Here is a 19,650-nt window from a genome sequence, read left to right as displayed (position 1 = left end):
TAAGGACAGTGAGACCATGACAAATCCGGCAAAGGCCATCCGCATCGGCACGATGATCAAGGCGACCAGTGAGGATGCCGCCAAGGGCATCGCCAAGATCGCCGATCACGGCTTCGAAAGCTTTGAACCCTTCTTCTGGCAGATGACCAACGGCCAGAATCTGGCGGAGCTCGGCAAGCGCTGCCTCGACGCCATCGGCAGCCGCGACATTACCATTTCCACGCTTGGTATGTTCGGCAATCCGCTTGAAACCACCGAGCTCGATCAGCAGACGCTGCAGGGCTGGAAGGATTGCATCGACAACGCCCATCACTTCGGCGCCACCTGCGTTGCCGGCTTCACCGGCCGCATTCGCAACAAGCCGCTGACAGATAGCCTGCCGCGCTATAAGCAAGTGTGGAGCGAGCTTGCCAAGCGAGCCGCCGACAAGGGCATCAAGATCGCCTTCGAAAACTGCGCCATGGACGGCAACTGGGCAACCGGCGACTGGAACATCGCGCATAATCCGGATGCCTGGGAGCTGATGTTCAACGAGACGCCGGACGACAATATCGGCCTCGAATGGGAACCCTGCCATCAGATGGTCTATCTGATCGAGCCGCTGCCACAGATCCGCAAATGGGCAAGCAAAATCTTCCACGTTCACGGCAAGGACGCGACGATCCGCTGGGACGTCATCAAGGAGCACGGCATTTTCGGCAAGGAGAAGTTCGTCTTCATGCGTACGCCAGGCTTCGGCGACAGCAACTGGACGGACATCATCTCCGAATTGCGTCTCGCCGGCTGGTCCGGTTCGATCGATATCGAAGGCTGGCATGACCCGGTTTATCGCGACGAGCTGGAAATGACTGGTCAGATCCATGGCCTGAACTATCTGAAGCACAGCCGGGGCGGCGAATTCGTCGAATAGCGTGCCCGCTCCTTAAATCTGAATCGATTTAAGGACGGAGTTATGCGTTAATTCGGGGAACTGGAGCGGCGTCGCCGTGCGGCGTTCCAGTCGGCCCGGATATCGGAACGGAGGAGCGTTGCGACATCCAAGTGGTTCGTCTCATCGTCGATGAACGGACGAGGGGTGAAATAAGAGGAGCACCGACGGGCATCGCGAGCCATGCCGTCGGACTGAGACCGTCACGGTTCGCATGGTGGAGGACAATTTATGAACATGTTTTCGAAGCTGGCGATCACCGCCGGCATGTCGCTCTTGTTGGCTGCCGGCGTCGCGCAAGCGCAGAGCAAGACATTAAATGTCTGGTGGTATGAGCTGCCGGATACACCTCAGGCCAAGGCCTGGACGAAGGCGCTCGGCGAACTTAAGGCAAAGCATCCCGACGTTACGATCAATTTTGAACAGAAGACCTTCGAGCAATTGCAGAAGGCAGGCAGCCTTATTCTCAATTCGGACCAGGCGCCGGACGTGCTGGAATACAACAAGGGTAATGCGACGGCCGGTCTCGTCGCCTCGCAGGGCCTTCTGACCCCGCTTGACGATGAATTCAAGACGCGCGGTTGGGACAAGATTGTCAACGAAACCAACACGCAGCTCAGCAAATATGATCAGAGCGGCGTTTACGGCTCCGGTCCGATCATCGGCCTTCCGGTCAACGCCGAGTTCGTCTCGGTCTTCTACAATATCGATATGTTCGAGGCCAACGGCATCAAGGTGCCGACGACGCTGGACGAATTCGAGGCCGCCCTGGAGACTTTCCAGAAGAAAGGCATCACACCACTCGCTTATGGCACAGTCGACTCCAATGCGCAGCATCTGCTCTATACGCTGGCGCTGACACAGGCTGACGATACCTGGGTTAAGAACTATCAGGGCCTCAAGGCGCCGCTTGATACCAAGCCTTTCCTGTTTGCCGCGCAGAAGATCGTCGATTGGGTCAAGAAGGGTTACATCTCCAAGGATTCGACGGGTCTGAAGGGGACGGGAGGTGCCGACAACCTCTTCTCTTCCGGCAAAGCGCCGATGTTTGTCAGCGGAACCTGGAACAACGGCAATTTCGCGAGCACGATCAAGAATTTCAAGTGGAGCCAGTTTATCTTCCCGACCCCGAAATACAGCACGGGTTCGACCGGCAACCTGTTCATGGTGCCCAAAAGCTCCAAGAACAAGGATCTCGCCTATGAGTTCATCGATCTGGTGCTAAGCAAACAGAACCAGAATGACCAAGCCAATTTTGGCGGCGTCGCCATTGCTGCAGATCCGGCAGCGATCACCGATCCGGTCGGCAAGCGCAACGTCGAGCTCTTCAACGAGATTTCGAGCAAGGGCGGTCTCGGTTTCTATCCGGACTGGCCGGTTCCCGGCTATTATGAGCTGCTGATCCAGGCGACCACCGGCCTGGTGAACGGCTCGACGACGCCGGAGCAATTCGCCGATCGCCTGAAGAAGGCTTACGACGACGCTCAGGCAGCGCAGTAACCCCTGTATTGAAGCAATTCGCAGCGGCGGGACGGCTTGATGCCGTCTCGCTGTCTCGGACTGGAGGAATGCGATGGAGAAGTCCAAAAACTCCGGCAGGGCGGGGTATTATCTCTATATTCTGCCCGGCATGCTGGGGTTCGCTCTGATCGTGCTTGTCCCCCTGATCGCCAATTTCGCGATCAGCTTCACGACCTGGAAGGGCATCGGAACGCCGAGGTATGTCGGGTTTCAGAACTACGAAAGATTGCTCGTGGATGCGGCGTTCTGGGGATCGATCCAGCACACGCTCCTGTTCATCATTTCGATGACGATCGTGCCGATCATTCTGGGCCTGGTGCTGGCGGCGGTGCTGTTCGACTATATCAGCGCACAGTTCGGCGAGACCTTGTCGAGCTTTTTCCGCGCCGGTTTCTACCTGCCGCAAATCCTGCCGCTAACCGCGGCCGGCGTGCTGTGGGGATGGATCCTCAATCCGATCGGGATCGTCAACGCGGTCCTGAAAGCGATCGGTCTAGATTTCATGGCGCAGAACTGGCTGGGGGATGCAAGCTATGCGCTCTGGGCCGTCTCCGCCGTCATCGTCTGGATCCAGGTCGGCTACTGTCTGGTGGTCTTCATGTCGGGGCTGGCGCGGGTCGATCCCTCGCTCTACGAAGCCGCCGAGCTTGATAATGCCAGCTGGTTCGGCCGTTTTCGCTACATCACGATCCCCATGCTGATGCCGGAGATTTTCGTGGTTGCTCTCACCACGTTGATCGCCGCCCTGAAGGTTTTCGCGCCGATCTACGTCTTGACATCCGGCGGGCCGGACAATGCGACAACGGTGCCGTCTTACCTCTCTTACTACCACTTCTTCACCACCAACCGCGTTGGCTATGCGGCGGCGATCGCGACACTGCAAACCGTCGTAACGATCATGCTCGGCATCTTCTTCCTGCGCATGCAATCCAAACAGACCGAAGGAGGACACTGAGATGGCTGCTACGGCTTCACTTTCGGCCACGGTCGCATCGGATGCGCCGACGGAGCATCGCCAGAAGAAGGGCATGACCCGCTGGATCGTCCTGGCCGTCCTGTTCGTTTTTCTTGGCGGTACGCTGTTTCCGTTCTTCCTGGCGGCTTTCAACGCCATCAAGACCCCGACCGATTATGCGGCCAATGGTCCGCTTGCCTTCCCGCATAGCTTCGACCTGACGGCGCTCAAGAATTTCTGGAGCAATGTCGACTTTACGCGAAAGCTCTTCAACAGCATCCTGATCAGCGGCTGCACCGCCATTCTCGCGGTCGTTCTCAGTCTCCTCAACGCCTATGCCATCGGTATCGGTCGCGTGCGGGGAGGGCGGGTGTTGCTGGTAATCTTGCTGATCTCGATCATGGCGCCGCAGGAAGCCCTGATCTATCCGCTTTACTACATGGCCAAGCAGGTGGGCCTGTTCGATTCCATGCTGTCGGTGATCCTGATCGTCGGCGTGCTGCACACCGCCTTCGGCACATATCTTCTGTCCTCGGTGCTGACCACCTTCCCGCGTGAGATCATCGAGGCGGCGCAGATCGACAATGCGAGCCGCTGGCAGATCCTGTGGTTGGTGATCGTGCCGGTTCTCAGGCCGACGCTTGCCGTGCTTGCGACTTTCTTCTTCATCTGGACCTGGAACGAGTTCTTGATCCCGCTGGTGTTCCTGGTCTCCAACAACAACCAGACGGTTTCGGTCGCCATGGGTGTCCTCTCAGGCGCCAATACGCAGGATCCGACGGCGGTTGCCGCAGCCTCGCTGCTCGGCGTCACGCCGACGGTGATTTTCTTCCTGATTTTCCAACGCACCCTGACGCGGGGCGTGGCTGCTGGTGCTGTCAAATAGATAAATGCCGGAATGCATGCAGCCTCATGCGAGCGATCCATTCGCACGAGGCCGGGATACAAGACAAGAAACGGCAGGTCTGGCGAAGTTCAATTCTTCCGGAGGAGGAAAAATGGCAGGAATCAACATCAAATCCGTCACCAAGCATTTCGGTGCGGTGCAGGTTCTCAACGACATCGATCTCACGATTGAGCCCGGCGAATTCGTCGTGTTCCTGGGTGGCTCCGGCTGCGGTAAATCGACCCTGCTGCGGATGATCGCAGGGCTTGAGGCGATCACCAGCGGTGAGGTCTGGATTGGCGGACAGCGGGTCGACCAGCTTCCGCCCGGCGAACGCGGCGTATCGATGGTGTTTCAATCCTACGCGCTCTATCCGCATATGACAGTGCGCGACAACATGTCGTTCGGTCTCAGAAATATCGGTACACCGAAGGCCGAGATCGCAAAACGCATCGACATCGCAGCCACCATATTGGAGATGCCGCATCTGCTTGACCGCAAGCCATCCGAGCTTTCAGGCGGCCAGCGTCAGCGCGTCGCCATTGGCCGCGCCATCGTGCGCGAGCCCGATGTCTTCCTGTTCGATGAGCCACTGTCCAACCTCGATGCCGGTCTGCGCAACCGCACCCGCGTCGAGCTTGCGCAATTGCATGAGCGGCTGGGCGCAACGATGGTCTTCGTCACCCACGACCAGATTGAGGCGATGACGCTTGCCGACCGGATCGTGCTGTTGAACAACAAGAAGATCGAACAGGTGGCGACGCCGGTGGAGATCTATACACGGCCGGCAACGCGCTATGTCGCCCAGTTCATCGGCTCCCCCGGAATGAACTTCGTCAACGTGGCCGGCGTCGGCGAGGCCGGGGGCTTTGCGACGGCGACTTTGCCGGACGGATCGATCATCAAGACTGCGGTTTCGGTGAACGGTATGGCGCGCTCGGAGCTGACGCTCGGCATTCGGCCGGAATATCTGGTGGCGACCACTGCGGACAAGGGCGACATCGCCGGAACGGTAGAGACGGTGGAGCGGTTGGGCGACCGGTCGCTCGTGCATGTCCGGCTGAAGGATGGCTCGAAGATCATCGGCACCGACCCGGGCATGACATCCATCACTAGCGGTGCGCCGATCGCCTTTGCTGTCGATGGGGCAAAGCTGACCATTTTCGACCAGAACGACGTCGCCCATCACGCAGCGCATTGACGAAACCGTCCAACTGGTATGTTATGTCGCCATGTCTACAGCGCACCACAGAAAGAAGCAGCCTTTGCTCGTCCGCCAGCAGTTGCTGGAGGTGGCGGCGCGGCTGGCGTCGGAGAAGGGCATGACGGCGGTGACGCTGGATGCGGTTTCGGGTGCCTCCGGGGTCAGCAAGGGCGGATTGCTGCATCATTTCCCCAACAAGAATACGCTGCTGGAGGCCTTGTTCGACAGTTTGATCGAGCGGCTGGACCGGGCGATTGAGGAGGAGATGCGAGCCGATCCGCTGCCGCATGGGCGCTTCACCCGCGGCTATCTTCGCGCCTGCCTGGCGCTGCGCGACCAACCCAAGGAAACGAAGGATTGGGCTCAGGTGACGATGGTGCTGCTCAGCGAGCCGCCATTGCGGCAGCGCTGGCTCGACTGGGTGCGCGAACGCAGCGAGGAATATGTCGGCACGGACTCCTCCGTGGATGCGGCGATCGTGCGGCTGGCGACCGATGGGATCTGGCTAGCCGATCTGCTCGACAGCCATGCGATGGACGAGAGCGCCCGCGAGAAACTGGTCGAGCGGCTGATCGAGCTCACGCAACTCTAATGAATATCGAGAGGGTTTGATGGCGAACGCGTCCGTTTATGCGGTGCTGATGGTGGCGATCGTGCTGGAGGTGATGGGCACGACAGCACTGCAGATGTCGCAGCAGTTCACCCGGCTCGGTCCCTCGATCGTGCTCGTGCTGTGCTATGCCGCCTCCTTCTATTGCCTGTCCGTGACCCTGCGGGTGATCCCGGTCGGCATTGCCTACGCCATATGGAGCGGGCTCGGCATCGTGCTGATCTCCACCGTCGGGCTGGTGTTTTTCCGCCAGAAACTTGATCTGGCGGCGGTCATCGGCCTTGGTCTGATCATCGCCGGCGTCATCGTCGTCAACCTGTTTTCAAAATCCGTGTCGCACTGAAAAGACAGGTGTTTCGCATGGTAATTTTAGCCTTTGTCAAATCGCTTCGGACGCATTATCTCTTGCGCTGGAAGGGCTGATGGAGGCCTGAAAGTGGCGCTTTTCCAAAGCGCTTTGGATCGCATAACCTGTTCAATCTCAATGGTATTAGAGGAGTGCCGTAATGACTATTCGTGCCGTCGTTTGGGGCGAGAACATTCATGAACAGACAAACAAGGTCGTCGCCGACATCTATCCGGAGGGCATGCATACGACGATCGCCAAGGGGCTCAATGCCGATGCCGGTATTGAAGCAACCACTGCAACGTTGCAGGAGCCGGAACACGGCCTGAGCGAAGCCCGGCTGAAGGACACCGATGTGCTGCTCTGGTGGGGTCACAAGGACCACGGCGCCGTGAGTGACGAGATCGTCGAGCGTGTCGCCAAGCGCGTCTGGGAAGGTATGGGCCTGATCGTGCTGCATTCCGGCCATTTCTCGAAGGTCTTCAAGCGGCTGATGGGCACGCCCTGCGCGCTGAAATGGCGCGAAGCGGGCGAACGCGAGCGACTCTGGGTCATCAACCCGCGCCATCCGATCGCTGCCGGTCTCGGCGAACATTTCGAGCTGGAAAACGAAGAAATGTACGGCGAGCAGTTCTCCGTTCCCGAGCCGCTGGAAACGGTGTTCATCTCCTGGTTCCAGGGCGGCGAAGTCTTCCGCTCTGGCATGACCTGGCGTCGTGGCGCCGGCAATATCTTCTATTTCCGCCCCGGTCACGAGACCTATCCGACCTATCACAATGACACCGTGCAGAAGGTTCTGATCAACTCCGTCAAATGGGCTCACAATCCGCTCGGTACACAGGCGAGCATCCATGATGCGCCGAACGTGCCGGTCGAGAAGGCGTTGGAGCCGATCGTCGAACGTGGTCCTAAACTCCACCAGGCCGGCGAAGCCGGTTATCGCTGAGGTATAAAATGCGTCTCATAATTGTTGGCACGGGCGGCATGGCGAAGAACCAAGCCGAGCATTTCGTCCGTATTCCAGGCGTCGAGATTGTCGGCGCCGTCGATACGGATGCGACGAGGCTCGCCGCCTTCGCCGATACGTTCGATATCAAGAACCGCTTCTTGTCGCTGGACGAGGCGCTGGCCTGGGGCGACTTCGACGCGGCGACCAATGTCACGCCGGACAAGGCCCACCACCCGACGACCTTGCCGCTGCTGGCCGCCGGCAAGCATGTTCTCTGCGAGAAACCGCTGGCGGAGAATTACGACAAGGCGCTGGAGATGACGGAGGCGGCCGAACGAGCCGGCGTCATTAACATGGTCAACCTGACCTACCGCAATGTCGCGCAGCTGCAGAAGGCGCGCGAGATGGTGATCTCGGGCGAGATCGGCACGGTCAAGCATGTCGAGGCTTCCTATCTGCAGAGCTGGCTCGTTTCCAGGGCTTGGGGCGATTGGCGGAGCGAATCCAAGTGGTTGTGGCGGCTGTCGACCGGGCACGGTTCCAACGGCGTGCTCGGGGATATCGGCATCCATATCCTCGATTTCGCCGCCTATGGCGCAGCGACCGATATCGATCATGTCTTCGCCCGGCTAAAGACCTTCAATAAGGCTCCGGATGAGCGCATCGGCGAATATACGCTTGATGCCAATGACAGCTTCTCCATGTCGGTCGATTTCGCCAATGGCGCGCTCGGCGTCGTGCATGCGAGCCGCTGGGCGACCGGGCATCTGAACGAGTTGAAGCTGCGCATCTATGGCGAACGCGGCGGGCTGGAAGTTAACCACAGCCCCAACGGTTCGGAGCTGCGCGGTTGCCTTGGCGACGACACTGAAACGGCAACGTGGAAGGTCATCGAAGTGCCGCCGGTACTGACCAATTATCAGCGTTTCGCCGATGCGGTGATGACCGGCAGCCCGCAGGATCCGAGCTTCCGCCATGCCGCCAATTTGCAGCGTGTGCTGGATCTTGCCATGGTCACGGAAACGGAGCGGCGCGAACTCAAGGTTTGAGGTTGCCCCTGCTTTATCTTCGACATTCAAGCGGCCGCCTTCGGGCGGCCGTTTCATTGAGATCTGCCCAATTGCTTGACGGGATAGGGAGGCAGGTGCAGCATCCTTCCATCATGCTCTGAATGCGAGGTCATGGGAGGAGGGGTCATGTCCACCGAGGAAAAGGTCGCAAGCCACTATACGCATGGCTCGCTGGAGGAGACGATCCTTGCGGCGCTCGCCGCTAGCGGCAAGGATGTCGATCATCTCAGTATCGACGACCTTGCCGGGGTCGATGAATTCCATCTCGGACGGCGCGAGGCCACGCGGGAGTTTGCCCGGGATCTCGATTTGATCGACGGCATGCGGCTGATTGATATCGGATCGGGACTTGGCGGGCCGGCGCGCTATATGGCCAGCACCTATGGCTCTATCGTCACCGGTGTCGATCTGACCGATGAATTCGTCAAGGTCGCCAATGTTCTGACCGAGCGTTGCGGCATGGCCGCGCCGGTGTCGTTCCGCCAGGCGAGCGCGCTGTCGCTTCCCTTTGCCGACCAAAGCTTCGAGCGTGCCACGCTCATTCATGTCGGCATGAACATCGAGGATAAGGCGAGGCTGTTTGCCGAGGTGCGACGCGTGCTGAAGCCCGGCGGCCGGTTCGGTCTCTATGAAATTATGCAGATGCGGGCCGGCGAGCTGCCCTATCCGATGCCCTGGGCGATGACGCCGGAGACGAGCTTCGTTTGTACGCCCGAAACCTATCGACAGTTGCTGAGCGAGGCCGGCTTCACGGTGGAGTCCGAGCAGGATCGCAGTGCGCTGGCAATCCGACTGGCGCAGGAGATGCGCGCCAGCGCCGCCGGTGGCGGCCAGTCGCTGAGCCTCGGCGCACTGATGGGGCCGAAGGCGGCGGAGCGCGTGGGCAATGTCGGTATGTCGGTCGGCAGCGGCCTGATCGCGCCGATCGAAATGATCGCCAAAGCAGTTTGAAGGGCGGCCGCATCCGCGGCGCCAGGATTGACAGGGACGCTTCCTTATCTGTATGGAAAATCCAACGGTAATGGATTTCTGCCGGGCCATGGTGGCCGAACCGCTGCTCTGAAGATTCAGGGAAGCTGATGACTCCTACTCAACGTGCCCGGTGGGGCGAAGGAGTAGAGTCGTGTCCGCAATACTGCTGTTACCCCAATTTTGTTTTATGATCCTTGTCCCCGTCAGGCCCATCGCTGGTCTTCCGAGAGGGGCGAACTGATGTCGGCATCCGAGTTCTTTCATCATCGTTTCCAGCAATTGCGCAGCATATTCAAATGGATCTTTCTGGTGGTGCCGATGGCGGCCGTGGTCGGCTCGCTCTGCGCATTGTTTCTCTGGAGCCTCGACCGGGCGACGCAGGCGCGGTTCGACTATCCCTGGCTGATCTTCCTGATGCCGGTTGCCGGTTTCCTGATGGTGCTGGCGTACCAGCGTTTCGGACGGGGCGCGGAGGGCGGCAATAATCTGATCGTCGAGCAGATCCATGAGCCGGGCGGTGGCGTACCGCTGCGCATGGCGCCGTTCATCCTGGTCTCGACCGTCCTAACGCATCTGGTCGGCGGTTCGGCGGGGCGCGAGGGAACGGCGGTGCAGCTCGGCGGCAGCATCGCCAGTGCCTTTGCCAGGTTTTTCCGACTGAGCCACGCCGAAGTCCGCATCCTGCTGATGGCCGGCATCGCCGCCGGTTTCGGCGCGGTGTTCGGTACGCCGATCGCAGGCGCAGTCTTCGCGCTCGAAGTGCTGACCATCGGCCGTATGCAATATGAAGCGCTGATCCCCAGCCTTGTGGCAGCGATCGCGGCCGACTGGACCTGCCATGCTTGGGGTATCGAGCACATCCAGTACCATATCGCCTATCTCGCCGGCACGCCGGCTAGCACCTTCCATTTGGATGCGCTGCTGCTTCTGAAGGTCGGCATTGCCGGGGTGCTTTTCGGGTTGATGGCCCGCTGCTTCAGCGAGATTTCCCACAGGATGTCGGCCGTTTTCAAGAAGATCTGCGCCTATGCGCCACTTCGGCCGGTGATTGCGAGCATCGTGCTGATCGGCCTCGTCTATGCGCTCGGCACCCGAGAATATCTCGGTCTCGGCGTCTGGTCACCCAATCCGGGCGATGCGACAATCCCGGGCTTCTTCGATCCGGCGCGCGTCGATTATTGGAGCTGGTTCTGGAAGGCGGTCTTTACTATCGTGACGCTGAGCTCTGGCTTCAAAGGCGGCGAGGTGACGCCGCTGTTCTTCATCGGCGCCGCACTTGGCAATGCCATCGCCGCCATTCTCGGCGCGCCGGTCGATCTCTTCGCGGCACTCGGTTTCGTCGCGGTTTTCGCAGGTGCTACCAATACGCCGCTCGCCTGCATGATCATGGGCATCGAGCTCTTCGGGGCGACACACACGGTCTATCTCGCCGTCGCCTGCTTCCTCGCCTACATCTGCAGCGGCCATACCAGCATCTATTTGTCGCAGCGTGTCGGCATCGTGAAGGGTGCCGCTGACGGCGGCATTTCGTCCGGCGTATCGATCCGCTCGCTGCTGAACACCAAGACTAAGCGAGATGAGCTGTGAGCTCGCAAAATTGTGAAATCATTGCGGAAAAAATCTTGGACTTGGCCGTATTTCCGCCGGCTCCTGGGCAGATATCCGCGGAAAACAGGCATTGAAAATTACGCACGACAAAGCCCCGCTCTTGCGAACGGATACTCTTGCGAAATTCGACTAATGAACTCATATAATCGCTTATTATGATCATTGCATAACAGAGGAGTCGGGCGCAGATCGTGGATCGGCCAGGCAAATACAGACGTTGCTGGACCTATTGCCGCTCCAAGATTCCCACGCAAATTCCCCTGAGACAAGATTTCCTCCTCCCAAACAACCCCTACGCAGACAGACATGACGGAGAGCACTTTGAGCGCACCAGCTCCCACAACCGCCGAGCCGAATGCTCCGGAACAAACCTTTGGTACAACCGGCATCGCGCCGATGGATCGCCCAAGCACAGTCACACGCTTCTTTATGGGCGTCGTCGCCTGGGCCGAAAGCCTTAATCTGAAATACGCCAAGCTCGGCAATCCGCCGGTCTATGACAACGCCACTTTCCCCTGGGCCGCCGAGATCGAGAAGGATTATCCCGCGATCCGTGCCGAGCTGGAAAAGGTGCTGGAACGCCAGAGTGAGCTGCCGACCTTCCAGGACATTTCTACCGATGTGAAGACGATTTCGACCGATAACCGCTGGAAGACCTTCTTCCTTCTCGGATTCGGCGTGAAGTCGGAGCAGAACATCAAGGCCTGCCCGAACACCTGGGCGGCGGTGCAGAAGATCCCCGGGCTGACCACGGCGATGTTCTCGATTTTCGAGCCGGGCAAGCATTTGCCCGCCCATCGCGGCCCCTATAATGGCGTTCTGCGCCTGCATGTCGGCCTGATCGTGCCGGAGCCGAAGGACCAGCTCGCCATCCGCGTCGACAAGCAGATCTGCCACTGGGAAGAAGGCAAGGCGCTGATCTTCGACGACGCCTACGAGCACGAGGCCTGGAACCACACGGACAAGACCCGCGTCGTCCTCTTCGTCGATTTCGTCAAGCCGCTGAAATTCCCGGCCCGCATCGTCAACTGGGCTTTGATGAACCTGGCGATCTTCACGCCCTTCATCAAAGAGGGCCTCGATAATCACAAGGAATGGGAAAAGAAATTCTATGCCGAAGCCGAGGCGCTGAGAAACCGCCCGAAGGCGTAATCCGGGCTGGCTTGTAAACGTTACGAAAACCCCGGAATTCGCAGAGGATTCCGGGGTTTTATTTTGGGTCGGTCAGGCGCAGCCGTTAAGCTGGCTTATTCGCCTCTTCGGCGTCTTCGGCATAATCGTCGCTCGACTGCGCAGTCGCGGCCTTGCCTTCCAGATTGCCAAGGAGCGCCGAGATGGCATTGTCGCCGTCGAAGCCAGCTTCCTTGAGCAGGCGGTCGAGGATCGGCTTGTTGGCCTGATAGGAGAGCAGCTGGCCGGCAAGCCCCTCGCCAAGGCCGATACCGCTGCCGCCGTTCGCGCCATTGCCGTTGCGACCGAGCATGCCGCCGGTGTCGAAGATCCTGATATCCGAAATCTTCTCGATCGGCTTGACCGCTTCGGCAAGCGCTGCAGGGACGATGCGGATGCGTTCGCGGGTGATTTCGTATTCGATGATGGCGGGGCTGAGCTTGTTGCGCGCCTCGTTGAGCAGCGCCTCGCTTTCAGCCGTCGCCTTACCGGTTTCCAGAATACCCTTGGCCTTGATGATCGCAGCATCGGCGTCGGCGGTGGCCAGCGTTTTGATGGCGTCGGCCTGGTCGATTGCCGCCTGCTTTTCCGCTTCTGCGGCGATGGTGACGGCGGTCGCCTGGGTCTGTGCCCGCTTTTGCGCGTCGATCACCGCGATCTGCTTTTCACGCTCGGCGATCTCGACGGCTTTGGCGGTGCCGACCTTTTCTTCCGCGGCGATGGCGAGAGCGCGTGCGACTTCGGCTTTCGCCTTGGCTTCCGATTCCTCGCGGCTCTTGTTGGCAACGGCAATCGCGCTTTCCTGCGCAACGATCTGGTTGTCGCGGCGGGCTTCCGTGTCACGCTGCTGCACGGCGCGGGTCGAGTCGATGTTGGCGGACTCACGTACCTGCTTTGCCAAGGCTTCGCGTTCGGCGATTGCCTGTTCGGCGGCAATGCGGGCTTCCTCTTCCGAGCGCTTGGCGGCCTGCTCCTGCTGTGCGGTTTCGGCGCGGGTAGCGGCCGACTTGTTGGCGATGTCGCGCTCCTGGCTGAGCTCGGCCTCGCGCTTCGTCCGCTCGATTGTCAGCGACTGCTGCCGGGCCTCCAGGTCCTTCTGGGCGATCGCGACTTCGGTATCGCGAACGATTTCGTTGCGCTCCTTCTTGCGGCCCTCGGTGACACGGGTCAGCGCCGCCAGACCATGGGCGTCGAAGAAGTTGTTGGCGTTGAAATGCTTGATGTCGGTCTGGTCGAGACGGGTCAGCGACACGGACTCGAGTTCGAGACCGTTGGATTGCAGGTCGGAACCGACTGCTTCCTGGACCGCCTTGACGAAATCCATGCGCTGTTCCTGCAGGGCATCGAGGTTCATCGTGGCGGCGACAGAGCGCAGGCTGTCGACGAATTTCGCTTCGATCAGCTGGCGCAGCTGTTCGCTGTCGTTGGTGCGGCTGCCGAGTGTCTGCGCGGCAAGCGCGATGGAGGAGGCGTCCGGCTTGACGCGGACATAGAATTCGGCGCCGATGTCGACGCGCATGCGGTCCTTGGTGATCAGCGCATCATTTTCGCCGCGCTGTACCTCGAGACGCAAGGTCTTGAGATTGACCCGAGCGATCGAATGGAAGATCGGCAGGACGACGGAACCGCCGTCGAGGACGACTTTCTGGCCACCGAGACCGGTACGCACATAGGCTTCATCCCGGCTTGAGCGGACATAAAGCGAGGCGAAGACAAAGCCGATCCCGAGGATCAGGACGATGCCGATGCCCGCTGGCAGAAGAAGGTCATATAGGCCGTACATTAGTGTTGCTCCGTAGAGGATTGAGCGTCGGAACCGATAAGGTCCGATGGCGCGGGAACTGCGATGAAGATATCGGCCTTGCGGTCGACAAGAAGAACTTTGGTGCCGACGCCAAGCGGACCTTCGCCTTTGGCGGCGCTGGCGCGCAGCTGGTGCCAGTTGCCGTACACGTCTTTGACCGAGACGCGGCCGGGCAGACCCTGGTCCAATGGGCCGATGGTGACCTGCGCTGTGCTGCCGACGAAATCGCCGGCGTTGACGGCATAGGTCTCATCGCGGGGGATGAGCCGCGCGATGGTGCGTGTTGAGCCTCTCACCAATGGGACGGTGAGAAAGGCAGCGGGAAGCACGGCGACGATTGCCGGCAGTGGCGTCCAGACGAGGTCGGCGACTGTCTGTATGGCAAAGCCGGTGATGGCGAAGATGCCAAGCAGCAGCATGATCAGGATCAACAGCGGCACGCCGCCGAGATTGATCCAGGAGAGCAGGCCGGCGACAACGCCGTCATGACCATCGAAATGCGGCTTGCCGATCATCTCGCTCAAGGAGAAGCCGAGCAGCATGGAGAGAATTTCGATGGCGGTCAGGCCGACCAGGATCATTGCCGCGATGGCAAAAGGCCCGCATTCAGGTGCGAGGAAAAGGTGCATGGTCGTTACTGATCATTCGCCTTGAAACGGGCAAGGCGGGCTTCGATAGCCTGTTCCCGGTGCAGGCGGTCGAGTTCGTCGAGCTCGGCACTGGTTGCGGGTTCGCCCGCGGGAACGCCGGTCAGGCGCGAGACTGCGGCCGCCGCGCGGGCGGCACCGGCGCCAGGCGTCGCATGCGGCTTGCCGCCTGCTGCTTCCTCCGGTGCGTGACGCGCAAGACTGCGCTTGAAATCGGCGAGCCGGGCCTCCGCCTCGCGCCTTGTGGCGAGAATGGCTTGCAGTGCCTTCTGGCCCTCGTCGATCTGCTCATGGGCATCCGCCAGCGCCTTGTCGAGCGCGGCGATCTGGGCTTCGAGATCGATCTGGCGGGCGACGCCGGCCTTGGCGAGGTCGTCGCGGCCCGTGGAGACCGCGAGCCGGATCTTTTCGTCGAGGGCTGTAAGGTCGTCGGCAATTTCGGTGCGGCGGCTCTGGATGCGGTATTCCTCGGCGCGTGCCTTGCCGAGATCGGCGCGGGCTTCATCGGCGGCGGCGTCGATCTCACGCAGCGCCTGTTCGATGACTGCGACCTTGTTTGCGCCTTCCACTTTGTCGATGGCCGTATTTGCGAGGCCGGCAATCAGCCGTCCCATGCGGGAAAGAATGCCTTCGTTCGTCATGCTGTTTTCCTCCGTTCGGGGGGAGTTTGGCGTTACGCCGATGTGAATCTCGTAGTGGCCGCCATCGGCGATCAGATAGGCGGGAAAGACACTCTCCCACCCCTTGAAATAACCGGCCACGTCGAAGGGCACGGCAACACGGCCGCGCACCGTCGAGATTGTCAGGTCCGACGGACCCTTGATGGCAAAGAGCTTTTCATCGAGCGGCAGGCGACTGATATCGGTCGCCCCGCCGCGATTGGCCGCAAAATCACGCAGGCCCAGCGTCACCAGACGCGCGGGCAAACCGGTGCGTTCGCGGATGGTTTCATAGGCAAGTTCATGAAGAACCACGAGATTTGCCCCGGTCTTGTCCGAGACGATCTCGGCGAGAATCACCATCATCTGCGCGTATGCGGCAAAGGTCTCCTCCAATGCCTGACGTGCCCCGCTATCAGGAGCGAGTTCGTAACGTAGGAGCGATCTATGCGATGGACTGTGTGTCTGTGCCATGCACCTTAAGTAAAGTACCGCTCCGGTGCTTTTCAAGAAGAGGCGCAAGCAAGGATGGATGAATTGTAGTGAACATTAGTGGCTATAGGTTGCATTTTGTTGATGCATACCTCTGCCAAGAATAGGCCTGCCGAATAGCCAATCGAGCCCGATGGCCTTCGATCGTCACAGACTACGGGGTTTATTGAGTGAGGAGAGGCTCAGAAATGGTCTCCATCGGCAGAGCGACATTGCTCATGATCGGAAATCAGGCGCCGAGGATCCGCGTAAGCCGCCGTCCATGGAAGACGGCGGCTTTTACTGCGGATGGTTGTTACTTGATCGTGCGTACGATGGCAGCGCCAGAGGTCATGCCGCCGCCGAAGGCGACGAGGCCGAGGTTGAGCGGTTCGGCGCGCTCCTTGGCGACATGCATCATGGCGAGCGGTATGCTCGACGAACTGGTGTTGCCGTAGTTCTCGATGACGCTCAGGGCCGGGCGGCCGCTGCGCTTGGCGATGGTGTCGATGATGCGCTGGTTGGCCTGATGCGGCACCAGAAGGTCGAGATTGGCAAGCTCCAATCCGGCATCGACGCAGGCATCCTCGATCGAGCGCGACATGGAATGCACGGCTTCGGTAAAGACCGAGCGTCCGTTCATGGAAATGACGCCCTTGTCCGGCAGCGGAACATAGAGAAGATCGCCCGGCTCCGGACGGCCGCTGATGACCGGGCGGCTGGCTGCAAACAGCGGATTGCGCGCCATATCGCGGCTGGTCACCAGGCAGGCAGTGGCGGCGTCGCCGAACAGGATGGCGGTGGAGAAATCGCTCATGTCGAGCAGCGGCGACAGCACTTCCGAGGTGACGATCAGCACCTTGGCGTCGTTCTGCTGGGCAATGAAATCGTAAGCCTGCTGCAGGGCATAGAGATAGCCGGAGCAGGCGGCGCCCATGTCGTAGGCGGCGAGCGACGGCCGCACGCCGTCTTCGGCAACGGCAACCGAAACGCGGCTTGCGAGCGACGGCGTCGCGATATCGGGCGTGCCGGTAGCGGCAATGACGAGGTCCATGTCATGGATCGTCGTATTGGTCTGGTGCAGAAGGTCGCGAACGGCCTTGGTCGCCAGGCTCAGCGTGCTTTCGCCGGGGCCGACCCAATAGCGGCTCTTGATGCCGGTCAGCGCGAAGATTTCCTCTGCGCGCCGGTTCGGCCAGTTATGGATAATCTCTTCATTGCTGACACGGCGGGCGCCGGTCGCGAAGCCCATGCCGCTGACGGCGATTTCCGTGAAATTACCGGAATGGCGGCGGAGCGCCGGGATGGCGTGCGACTTCAGGCGGCGCAGCACGAACTTGTTCTGGACCTCGGAAGCCAGCGCGAAATTGCGCTCGCTGAGGTCGCGGTCGGCGTCCACGGTCAGAAGTGGGCTGTCGGTGGCGATTTGGTCGCCGATCTTGACGAAGACTTCCTGCACCACGCCGCCAATATTGGCGCAGATCTCGACCGAAGCCTTGGTCGCCTCGACCACCGCGACGAGCTGGCCAACCTCGATCGTATCGCCAGGCTTCACCAGGAGATCGGTCACCAGCACGTTTTCGTCGGCGGGGCCGGAGCCGATCGCCTTGATGGCGGCCGTCGGGCCGGACTTGTCCTCTTCATGCCAGGTGACCTCGCATTCGAGGACTTCGGCCATCAGATCGACCAGCTTGCTGTAGGATGGCAGCGTTTCCAGCTGGTTGCCGAAGTTAAAGGGGACATGCGAGTCAGAACGGGCAAGCCGGCGGACGACGACGGGCACGTCGGCCTTTTCGGAGACGGTGGCGACGATTTCGGCGCCCATACCGACCGTGCGGTTGTCTTCATGCACGACGATCAGGCGCTTGGTGCGCTTGGCGCTGGCAAGCACTTCCTTCTCATCCCAGGGCGAGATCGAACGCAGGTCGATGACCTCGACCGAAAATCCCTGGGTCTCGAAGGCGCTTGCCGCCTTGGCGCAGAGCGACACCGTGTTGCCGTAGGTGACCAGCGTCAGGTCGCGGCCGCGGGCGATATAACGCGACAGGCCGGGACGGACGAAATGCTGGTCGACATCGACGGAGGTGCGGCCGTCGGAATTGTTGAGCACAGCCTTCGGATAGAGAAAGACGGTCGGGCGTCTGGATTCGAAAGCGGCATTGAGCAGGCCAGCAGCATCGCCGGCGGTGGAGGGCATGACGACGTCGATGCCGGGCGTGTGCGCCAGCATGCTCTCGAAGCTTTGCGCGTGGAACGGTCCAAGGCCGGGTTTGTAACCGCCGCAGCTCACCATCAGGATGACGGGCGATTCCCAGTCGCCATTGCTGCGCCAGAACATGCTGCCCATTTCCGAGACGATCTGGTTATAGGCGAGCGGCAGGAAATCGGCGAATTGCAGGAAGGCGACGGGGCGCTGGCCGGCTAGCGCCCGGCCGACGGCGGTGCCGACGATGGTCGATTCGCTCAGCGCCGCATTGTAGACGCGCTCGGGATACTTCGTGCTGAGGCCGCGTGTGACGCCGAAGACATCGCCCTTGGGGTCTTCGATGTCCTGGCCGAAGAGGACGACATCCGGATTGTTGGCCAGCTGCTTGTCGAGCACGCCGTTCAGCGCCTCGCGCATCGTCAGCGTCGCAGCACTGGCGCCGCCGCGATATTCGGCTGTCTTGTCGAAGGAGGCTGGGTAGGGCGCTTTTGCTTCCGGCTCGACCTTAGGCGCATCTTCCTTGCGGGCAAGGGCTGCTTCCGCCTGCACTTCTGCAGTCAGGTCTTTTTCGATCTTGTCCAGCGCGGTGTCGTCGATACCCGCCTTCAGCAGGGCGGCTCTCAAATTGATGAGAGGATCGCGGTAAGCCGCGTTCTCGATCTCATCCTGCGTGCGATAGGTCTTCTGGTCGTCGGCGTTGGTGTGGTCGGTCAGCCGCTCCATGTTGATGACGACAAGGCTCGGCGTGCGGTTGTTGCGGCTATGGCGGACGGCCTTGCGGAAGGCTTCGCGCGAGGCCGCCAGATCGTCGCCTTCGGCACGGATGATGTCGAGGCCGTAGAAGGATGGTGCGGGGCCGGTCGGCAGATCGAAGAAGGTCTGCTTTCTGGTCCGCGTCGAGATGGAGAAACTATTGTCCTCGACGACGAAGACGACCGGATATTGGCCGCGCACGGCTTCGGCCACGGCTTCCAGAAATTCGCCTTGCTGCGTGGTGCCATCGCCAACGCAACAAATGGCGATCGGCATGCCTGCCTTATGCTTCAGCGCTGCGCTGGCACCGACGGCATGAAGTGCATTGTTGCCGACCGGACCAACGATGGACGTGATGTTGAGAGCGCGGGAGGAAAGATGCGCGCTCATCTGGCGGCCGGCGGAATGGGAATTGCCCGTGGCGAGAAGGCTGGAAAAAAACTCACGAATGGGCATGCCGCGCGCCAGCATCAGTGCTTTGTCGCGATAGTGCAGATGCAGCCAATCGTCGTCATGAAGGAATTCATTCAACAGCGCCGTCGACTCGTGTCCGGCACCGGAAACATGAAAGTGTGCTATGCCTTGCTTAATGAATTCTCGTTCAAGTCTATCTATTTCACGAGATGTGAAAAATATTCTATGGAGTTGCTTGAGATGATCTGTGGTAAATCTCCCTTCCATTTCAATAGTTTTCCTAATCTTTCATGGTCAATAATTTGCGAGGGATAGGTAACCCCCCAGGGTGCCTTTTTCAATACACGTTAAATGACAATATCTTCTCGATTTGAAATAGGTTTACGTGTGTCGGCGGCGCGCCGAATTGGGCCGAGCCGGTTTCCCTGGACACAGTCTATGCGCTTTCGCGCGGCAGCGGGGGCGAGGCCATTTCAT

General features: G+C 60.2%; 16 protein-coding genes and 1 riboswitch. Of the genes, 12 read left to right on the top strand and 4 right to left on the bottom strand.

Annotated elements, in window-relative coordinates; genetic code table 11:
* The first annotated feature begins 16 nt into the window (after nt 1-16).
* The 12 genes from PMI03_RS03275 to PMI03_RS03220 all read left to right on the top strand — a co-directional run bounded on the left by PMI03_RS03275 (nt 17) and on the right by PMI03_RS03220 (nt 12,201).
* Nucleotides 17-910, top strand: a complete 894-nt coding sequence (locus tag PMI03_RS03275) for a sugar phosphate isomerase/epimerase (RefSeq protein ID WP_007689848.1) — start codon at nt 17-19, stop codon at nt 908-910.
* Nucleotides 911-1,159: 249 nt separating this feature from the next.
* Complete coding sequence (locus PMI03_RS03270) at nt 1,160-2,428, top strand: ABC transporter substrate-binding protein (protein WP_007689847.1); 1,269 nt, start codon at nt 1,160-1,162, stop codon at nt 2,426-2,428.
* Between the two features lie 73 nt (nt 2,429-2,501).
* Nucleotides 2,502-3,404: a carbohydrate ABC transporter permease gene (locus tag PMI03_RS03265; RefSeq protein WP_007689845.1), complete on the top strand. Its 903-nt coding sequence runs from the start codon at nt 2,502-2,504 to the stop codon at nt 3,402-3,404.
* Between the two features lies 1 nt (nt 3,405).
* On the top strand, nt 3,406-4,290 hold the full coding sequence (locus PMI03_RS03260) for a carbohydrate ABC transporter permease (protein ID WP_007689843.1): 885 nt from the start codon (nt 3,406-3,408) through the stop codon (nt 4,288-4,290).
* A gap of 112 nt (nt 4,291-4,402) precedes the next feature.
* Nucleotides 4,403-5,491 carry an ABC transporter ATP-binding protein gene (locus tag PMI03_RS03255; RefSeq protein ID WP_007689842.1) on the top strand — a complete coding sequence of 363 codons (1,089 nt, stop codon included), beginning with the start codon at nt 4,403-4,405 and terminating at the stop codon, nt 5,489-5,491.
* A gap of 31 nt (nt 5,492-5,522) precedes the next feature.
* Nucleotides 5,523-6,086 carry a TetR/AcrR family transcriptional regulator gene (locus PMI03_RS03250; protein ID WP_007689840.1) on the top strand — a complete coding sequence of 188 codons (564 nt, stop codon included), beginning with the start codon at nt 5,523-5,525 and terminating at the stop codon, nt 6,084-6,086.
* A 19-nt stretch (nt 6,087-6,105) separates the two neighbouring features.
* A complete protein-coding gene (locus PMI03_RS03245) occupies nt 6,106-6,447 on the top strand; it encodes a multidrug efflux SMR transporter (RefSeq protein ID WP_007689838.1) in 342 nt (113 codons plus the stop codon).
* A gap of 163 nt (nt 6,448-6,610) precedes the next feature.
* Entirely contained in the window at nt 6,611-7,396 is a 786-nt protein-coding gene (locus tag PMI03_RS03240; RefSeq protein WP_007689835.1) for a ThuA domain-containing protein, read from the top strand.
* Between the two features lie 8 nt (nt 7,397-7,404).
* Nucleotides 7,405-8,448, top strand: a complete 1,044-nt coding sequence (locus tag PMI03_RS03235) for a Gfo/Idh/MocA family protein (protein WP_007689827.1) — start codon at nt 7,405-7,407, stop codon at nt 8,446-8,448.
* Nucleotides 8,449-8,595: 147 nt separating this feature from the next.
* Complete coding sequence (locus PMI03_RS03230) at nt 8,596-9,420, top strand: class I SAM-dependent methyltransferase (protein WP_007689825.1); 825 nt, start codon at nt 8,596-8,598, stop codon at nt 9,418-9,420.
* 57 nt (nt 9,421-9,477) lie between these two features.
* A riboswitch (Fluoride riboswitch) is annotated at nt 9,478-9,565 on the top strand.
* 116 nt (nt 9,566-9,681) lie between these two features.
* Nucleotides 9,682-11,028 carry a voltage-gated chloride channel family protein gene (locus PMI03_RS03225; protein ID WP_007689823.1) on the top strand — a complete coding sequence of 449 codons (1,347 nt, stop codon included), beginning with the start codon at nt 9,682-9,684 and terminating at the stop codon, nt 11,026-11,028.
* A gap of 327 nt (nt 11,029-11,355) precedes the next feature.
* A complete protein-coding gene (locus PMI03_RS03220) occupies nt 11,356-12,201 on the top strand; it encodes an aspartyl/asparaginyl beta-hydroxylase domain-containing protein (protein WP_012652072.1) in 846 nt (281 codons plus the stop codon).
* An 85-nt stretch (nt 12,202-12,286) separates the two neighbouring features.
* Here the strand turns inward: PMI03_RS03220 and PMI03_RS03215 are convergent, their stop codons facing one another.
* The 4 genes from PMI03_RS03215 to PMI03_RS03200 all read right to left on the bottom strand — a co-directional run bounded on the left by PMI03_RS03215 (nt 12,287) and on the right by PMI03_RS03200 (nt 19,440).
* Nucleotides 12,287-14,002 carry a flotillin family protein gene (locus tag PMI03_RS03215; RefSeq protein WP_007689820.1) on the bottom strand — a complete coding sequence of 572 codons (1,716 nt, stop codon included), beginning with the start codon at nt 14,000-14,002 and terminating at the stop codon, nt 12,287-12,289.
* On the bottom strand, nt 14,002-14,652 hold the full coding sequence (locus PMI03_RS03210; protein ID WP_007689818.1) for an OB-fold-containig protein: 651 nt from the start codon (nt 14,650-14,652) through the stop codon (nt 14,002-14,004). The genes PMI03_RS03215 and PMI03_RS03210 overlap by 1 nt, the downstream gene beginning before the upstream one ends.
* Before the next feature lie 5 nt (nt 14,653-14,657).
* The gene (locus PMI03_RS03205; RefSeq protein ID WP_007689816.1) at nt 14,658-15,803 is read right to left on the bottom strand and encodes a PspA/IM30 family protein; all 1,146 of its coding nucleotides are present in this window, start codon (nt 15,801-15,803) and stop codon (nt 14,658-14,660) included.
* Nucleotides 15,804-16,116: 313 nt separating this feature from the next.
* A complete protein-coding gene (locus PMI03_RS03200) occupies nt 16,117-19,440 on the bottom strand; it encodes a thiamine pyrophosphate-dependent enzyme (protein WP_007689815.1) in 3,324 nt (1,107 codons plus the stop codon).
* Nucleotides 19,441-19,650: the final 210 nt, after the last annotated feature.

It is taken from the genome of Rhizobium sp. AP16 (assembly GCF_000281735.1).
Lineage (GTDB): Bacteria > Pseudomonadota > Alphaproteobacteria > Rhizobiales > Rhizobiaceae > Rhizobium > Rhizobium rhizogenes.
This window is presented reverse-complemented; position numbering and strand designations above follow the sequence as displayed.

What these genes read in the sequence shown, in the direction of transcription:
- PMI03_RS03265 (WP_007689845.1), top strand. Translation starts at nt 2,502, where the DNA reads ATGGAGAAGTCCAAAAACTCCGGCAGGGCGGGGTATTATCTCTATATT.
- PMI03_RS03210 (WP_007689818.1), bottom strand. Translation starts at nt 14,652, where the DNA reads ATGCACCTTTTCCTCGCACCTGAATGCGGGCCTTTTGCCATCGCGGCA.
- PMI03_RS03235 (WP_007689827.1), top strand. Translation starts at nt 7,405, where the DNA reads ATGCGTCTCATAATTGTTGGCACGGGCGGCATGGCGAAGAACCAAGCC.
- PMI03_RS03225 (WP_007689823.1), top strand. Translation starts at nt 9,682, where the DNA reads ATGTCGGCATCCGAGTTCTTTCATCATCGTTTCCAGCAATTGCGCAGC.
- PMI03_RS03215 (WP_007689820.1), bottom strand. Translation starts at nt 14,002, where the DNA reads ATGTACGGCCTATATGACCTTCTTCTGCCAGCGGGCATCGGCATCGTC.
- PMI03_RS03220 (WP_012652072.1), top strand. Translation starts at nt 11,356, where the DNA reads ATGACGGAGAGCACTTTGAGCGCACCAGCTCCCACAACCGCCGAGCCG.
- PMI03_RS03255 (WP_007689842.1), top strand. Translation starts at nt 4,403, where the DNA reads ATGGCAGGAATCAACATCAAATCCGTCACCAAGCATTTCGGTGCGGTG.
- PMI03_RS03230 (WP_007689825.1), top strand. Translation starts at nt 8,596, where the DNA reads ATGTCCACCGAGGAAAAGGTCGCAAGCCACTATACGCATGGCTCGCTG.
- PMI03_RS03240 (WP_007689835.1), top strand. Translation starts at nt 6,611, where the DNA reads ATGACTATTCGTGCCGTCGTTTGGGGCGAGAACATTCATGAACAGACA.
- PMI03_RS03205 (WP_007689816.1), bottom strand. Translation starts at nt 15,803, where the DNA reads ATGGCACAGACACACAGTCCATCGCATAGATCGCTCCTACGTTACGAA.
- PMI03_RS03275 (WP_007689848.1), top strand. Translation starts at nt 17, where the DNA reads ATGACAAATCCGGCAAAGGCCATCCGCATCGGCACGATGATCAAGGCG.
- PMI03_RS03260 (WP_007689843.1), top strand. Translation starts at nt 3,406, where the DNA reads ATGGCTGCTACGGCTTCACTTTCGGCCACGGTCGCATCGGATGCGCCG.
- PMI03_RS03270 (WP_007689847.1), top strand. Translation starts at nt 1,160, where the DNA reads ATGAACATGTTTTCGAAGCTGGCGATCACCGCCGGCATGTCGCTCTTG.
- PMI03_RS03200 (WP_007689815.1), bottom strand. Translation starts at nt 19,440, where the DNA reads ATGGAAGGGAGATTTACCACAGATCATCTCAAGCAACTCCATAGAATA.
- PMI03_RS03250 (WP_007689840.1), top strand. Translation starts at nt 5,523, where the DNA reads ATGTCTACAGCGCACCACAGAAAGAAGCAGCCTTTGCTCGTCCGCCAG.
- PMI03_RS03245 (WP_007689838.1), top strand. Translation starts at nt 6,106, where the DNA reads ATGGCGAACGCGTCCGTTTATGCGGTGCTGATGGTGGCGATCGTGCTG.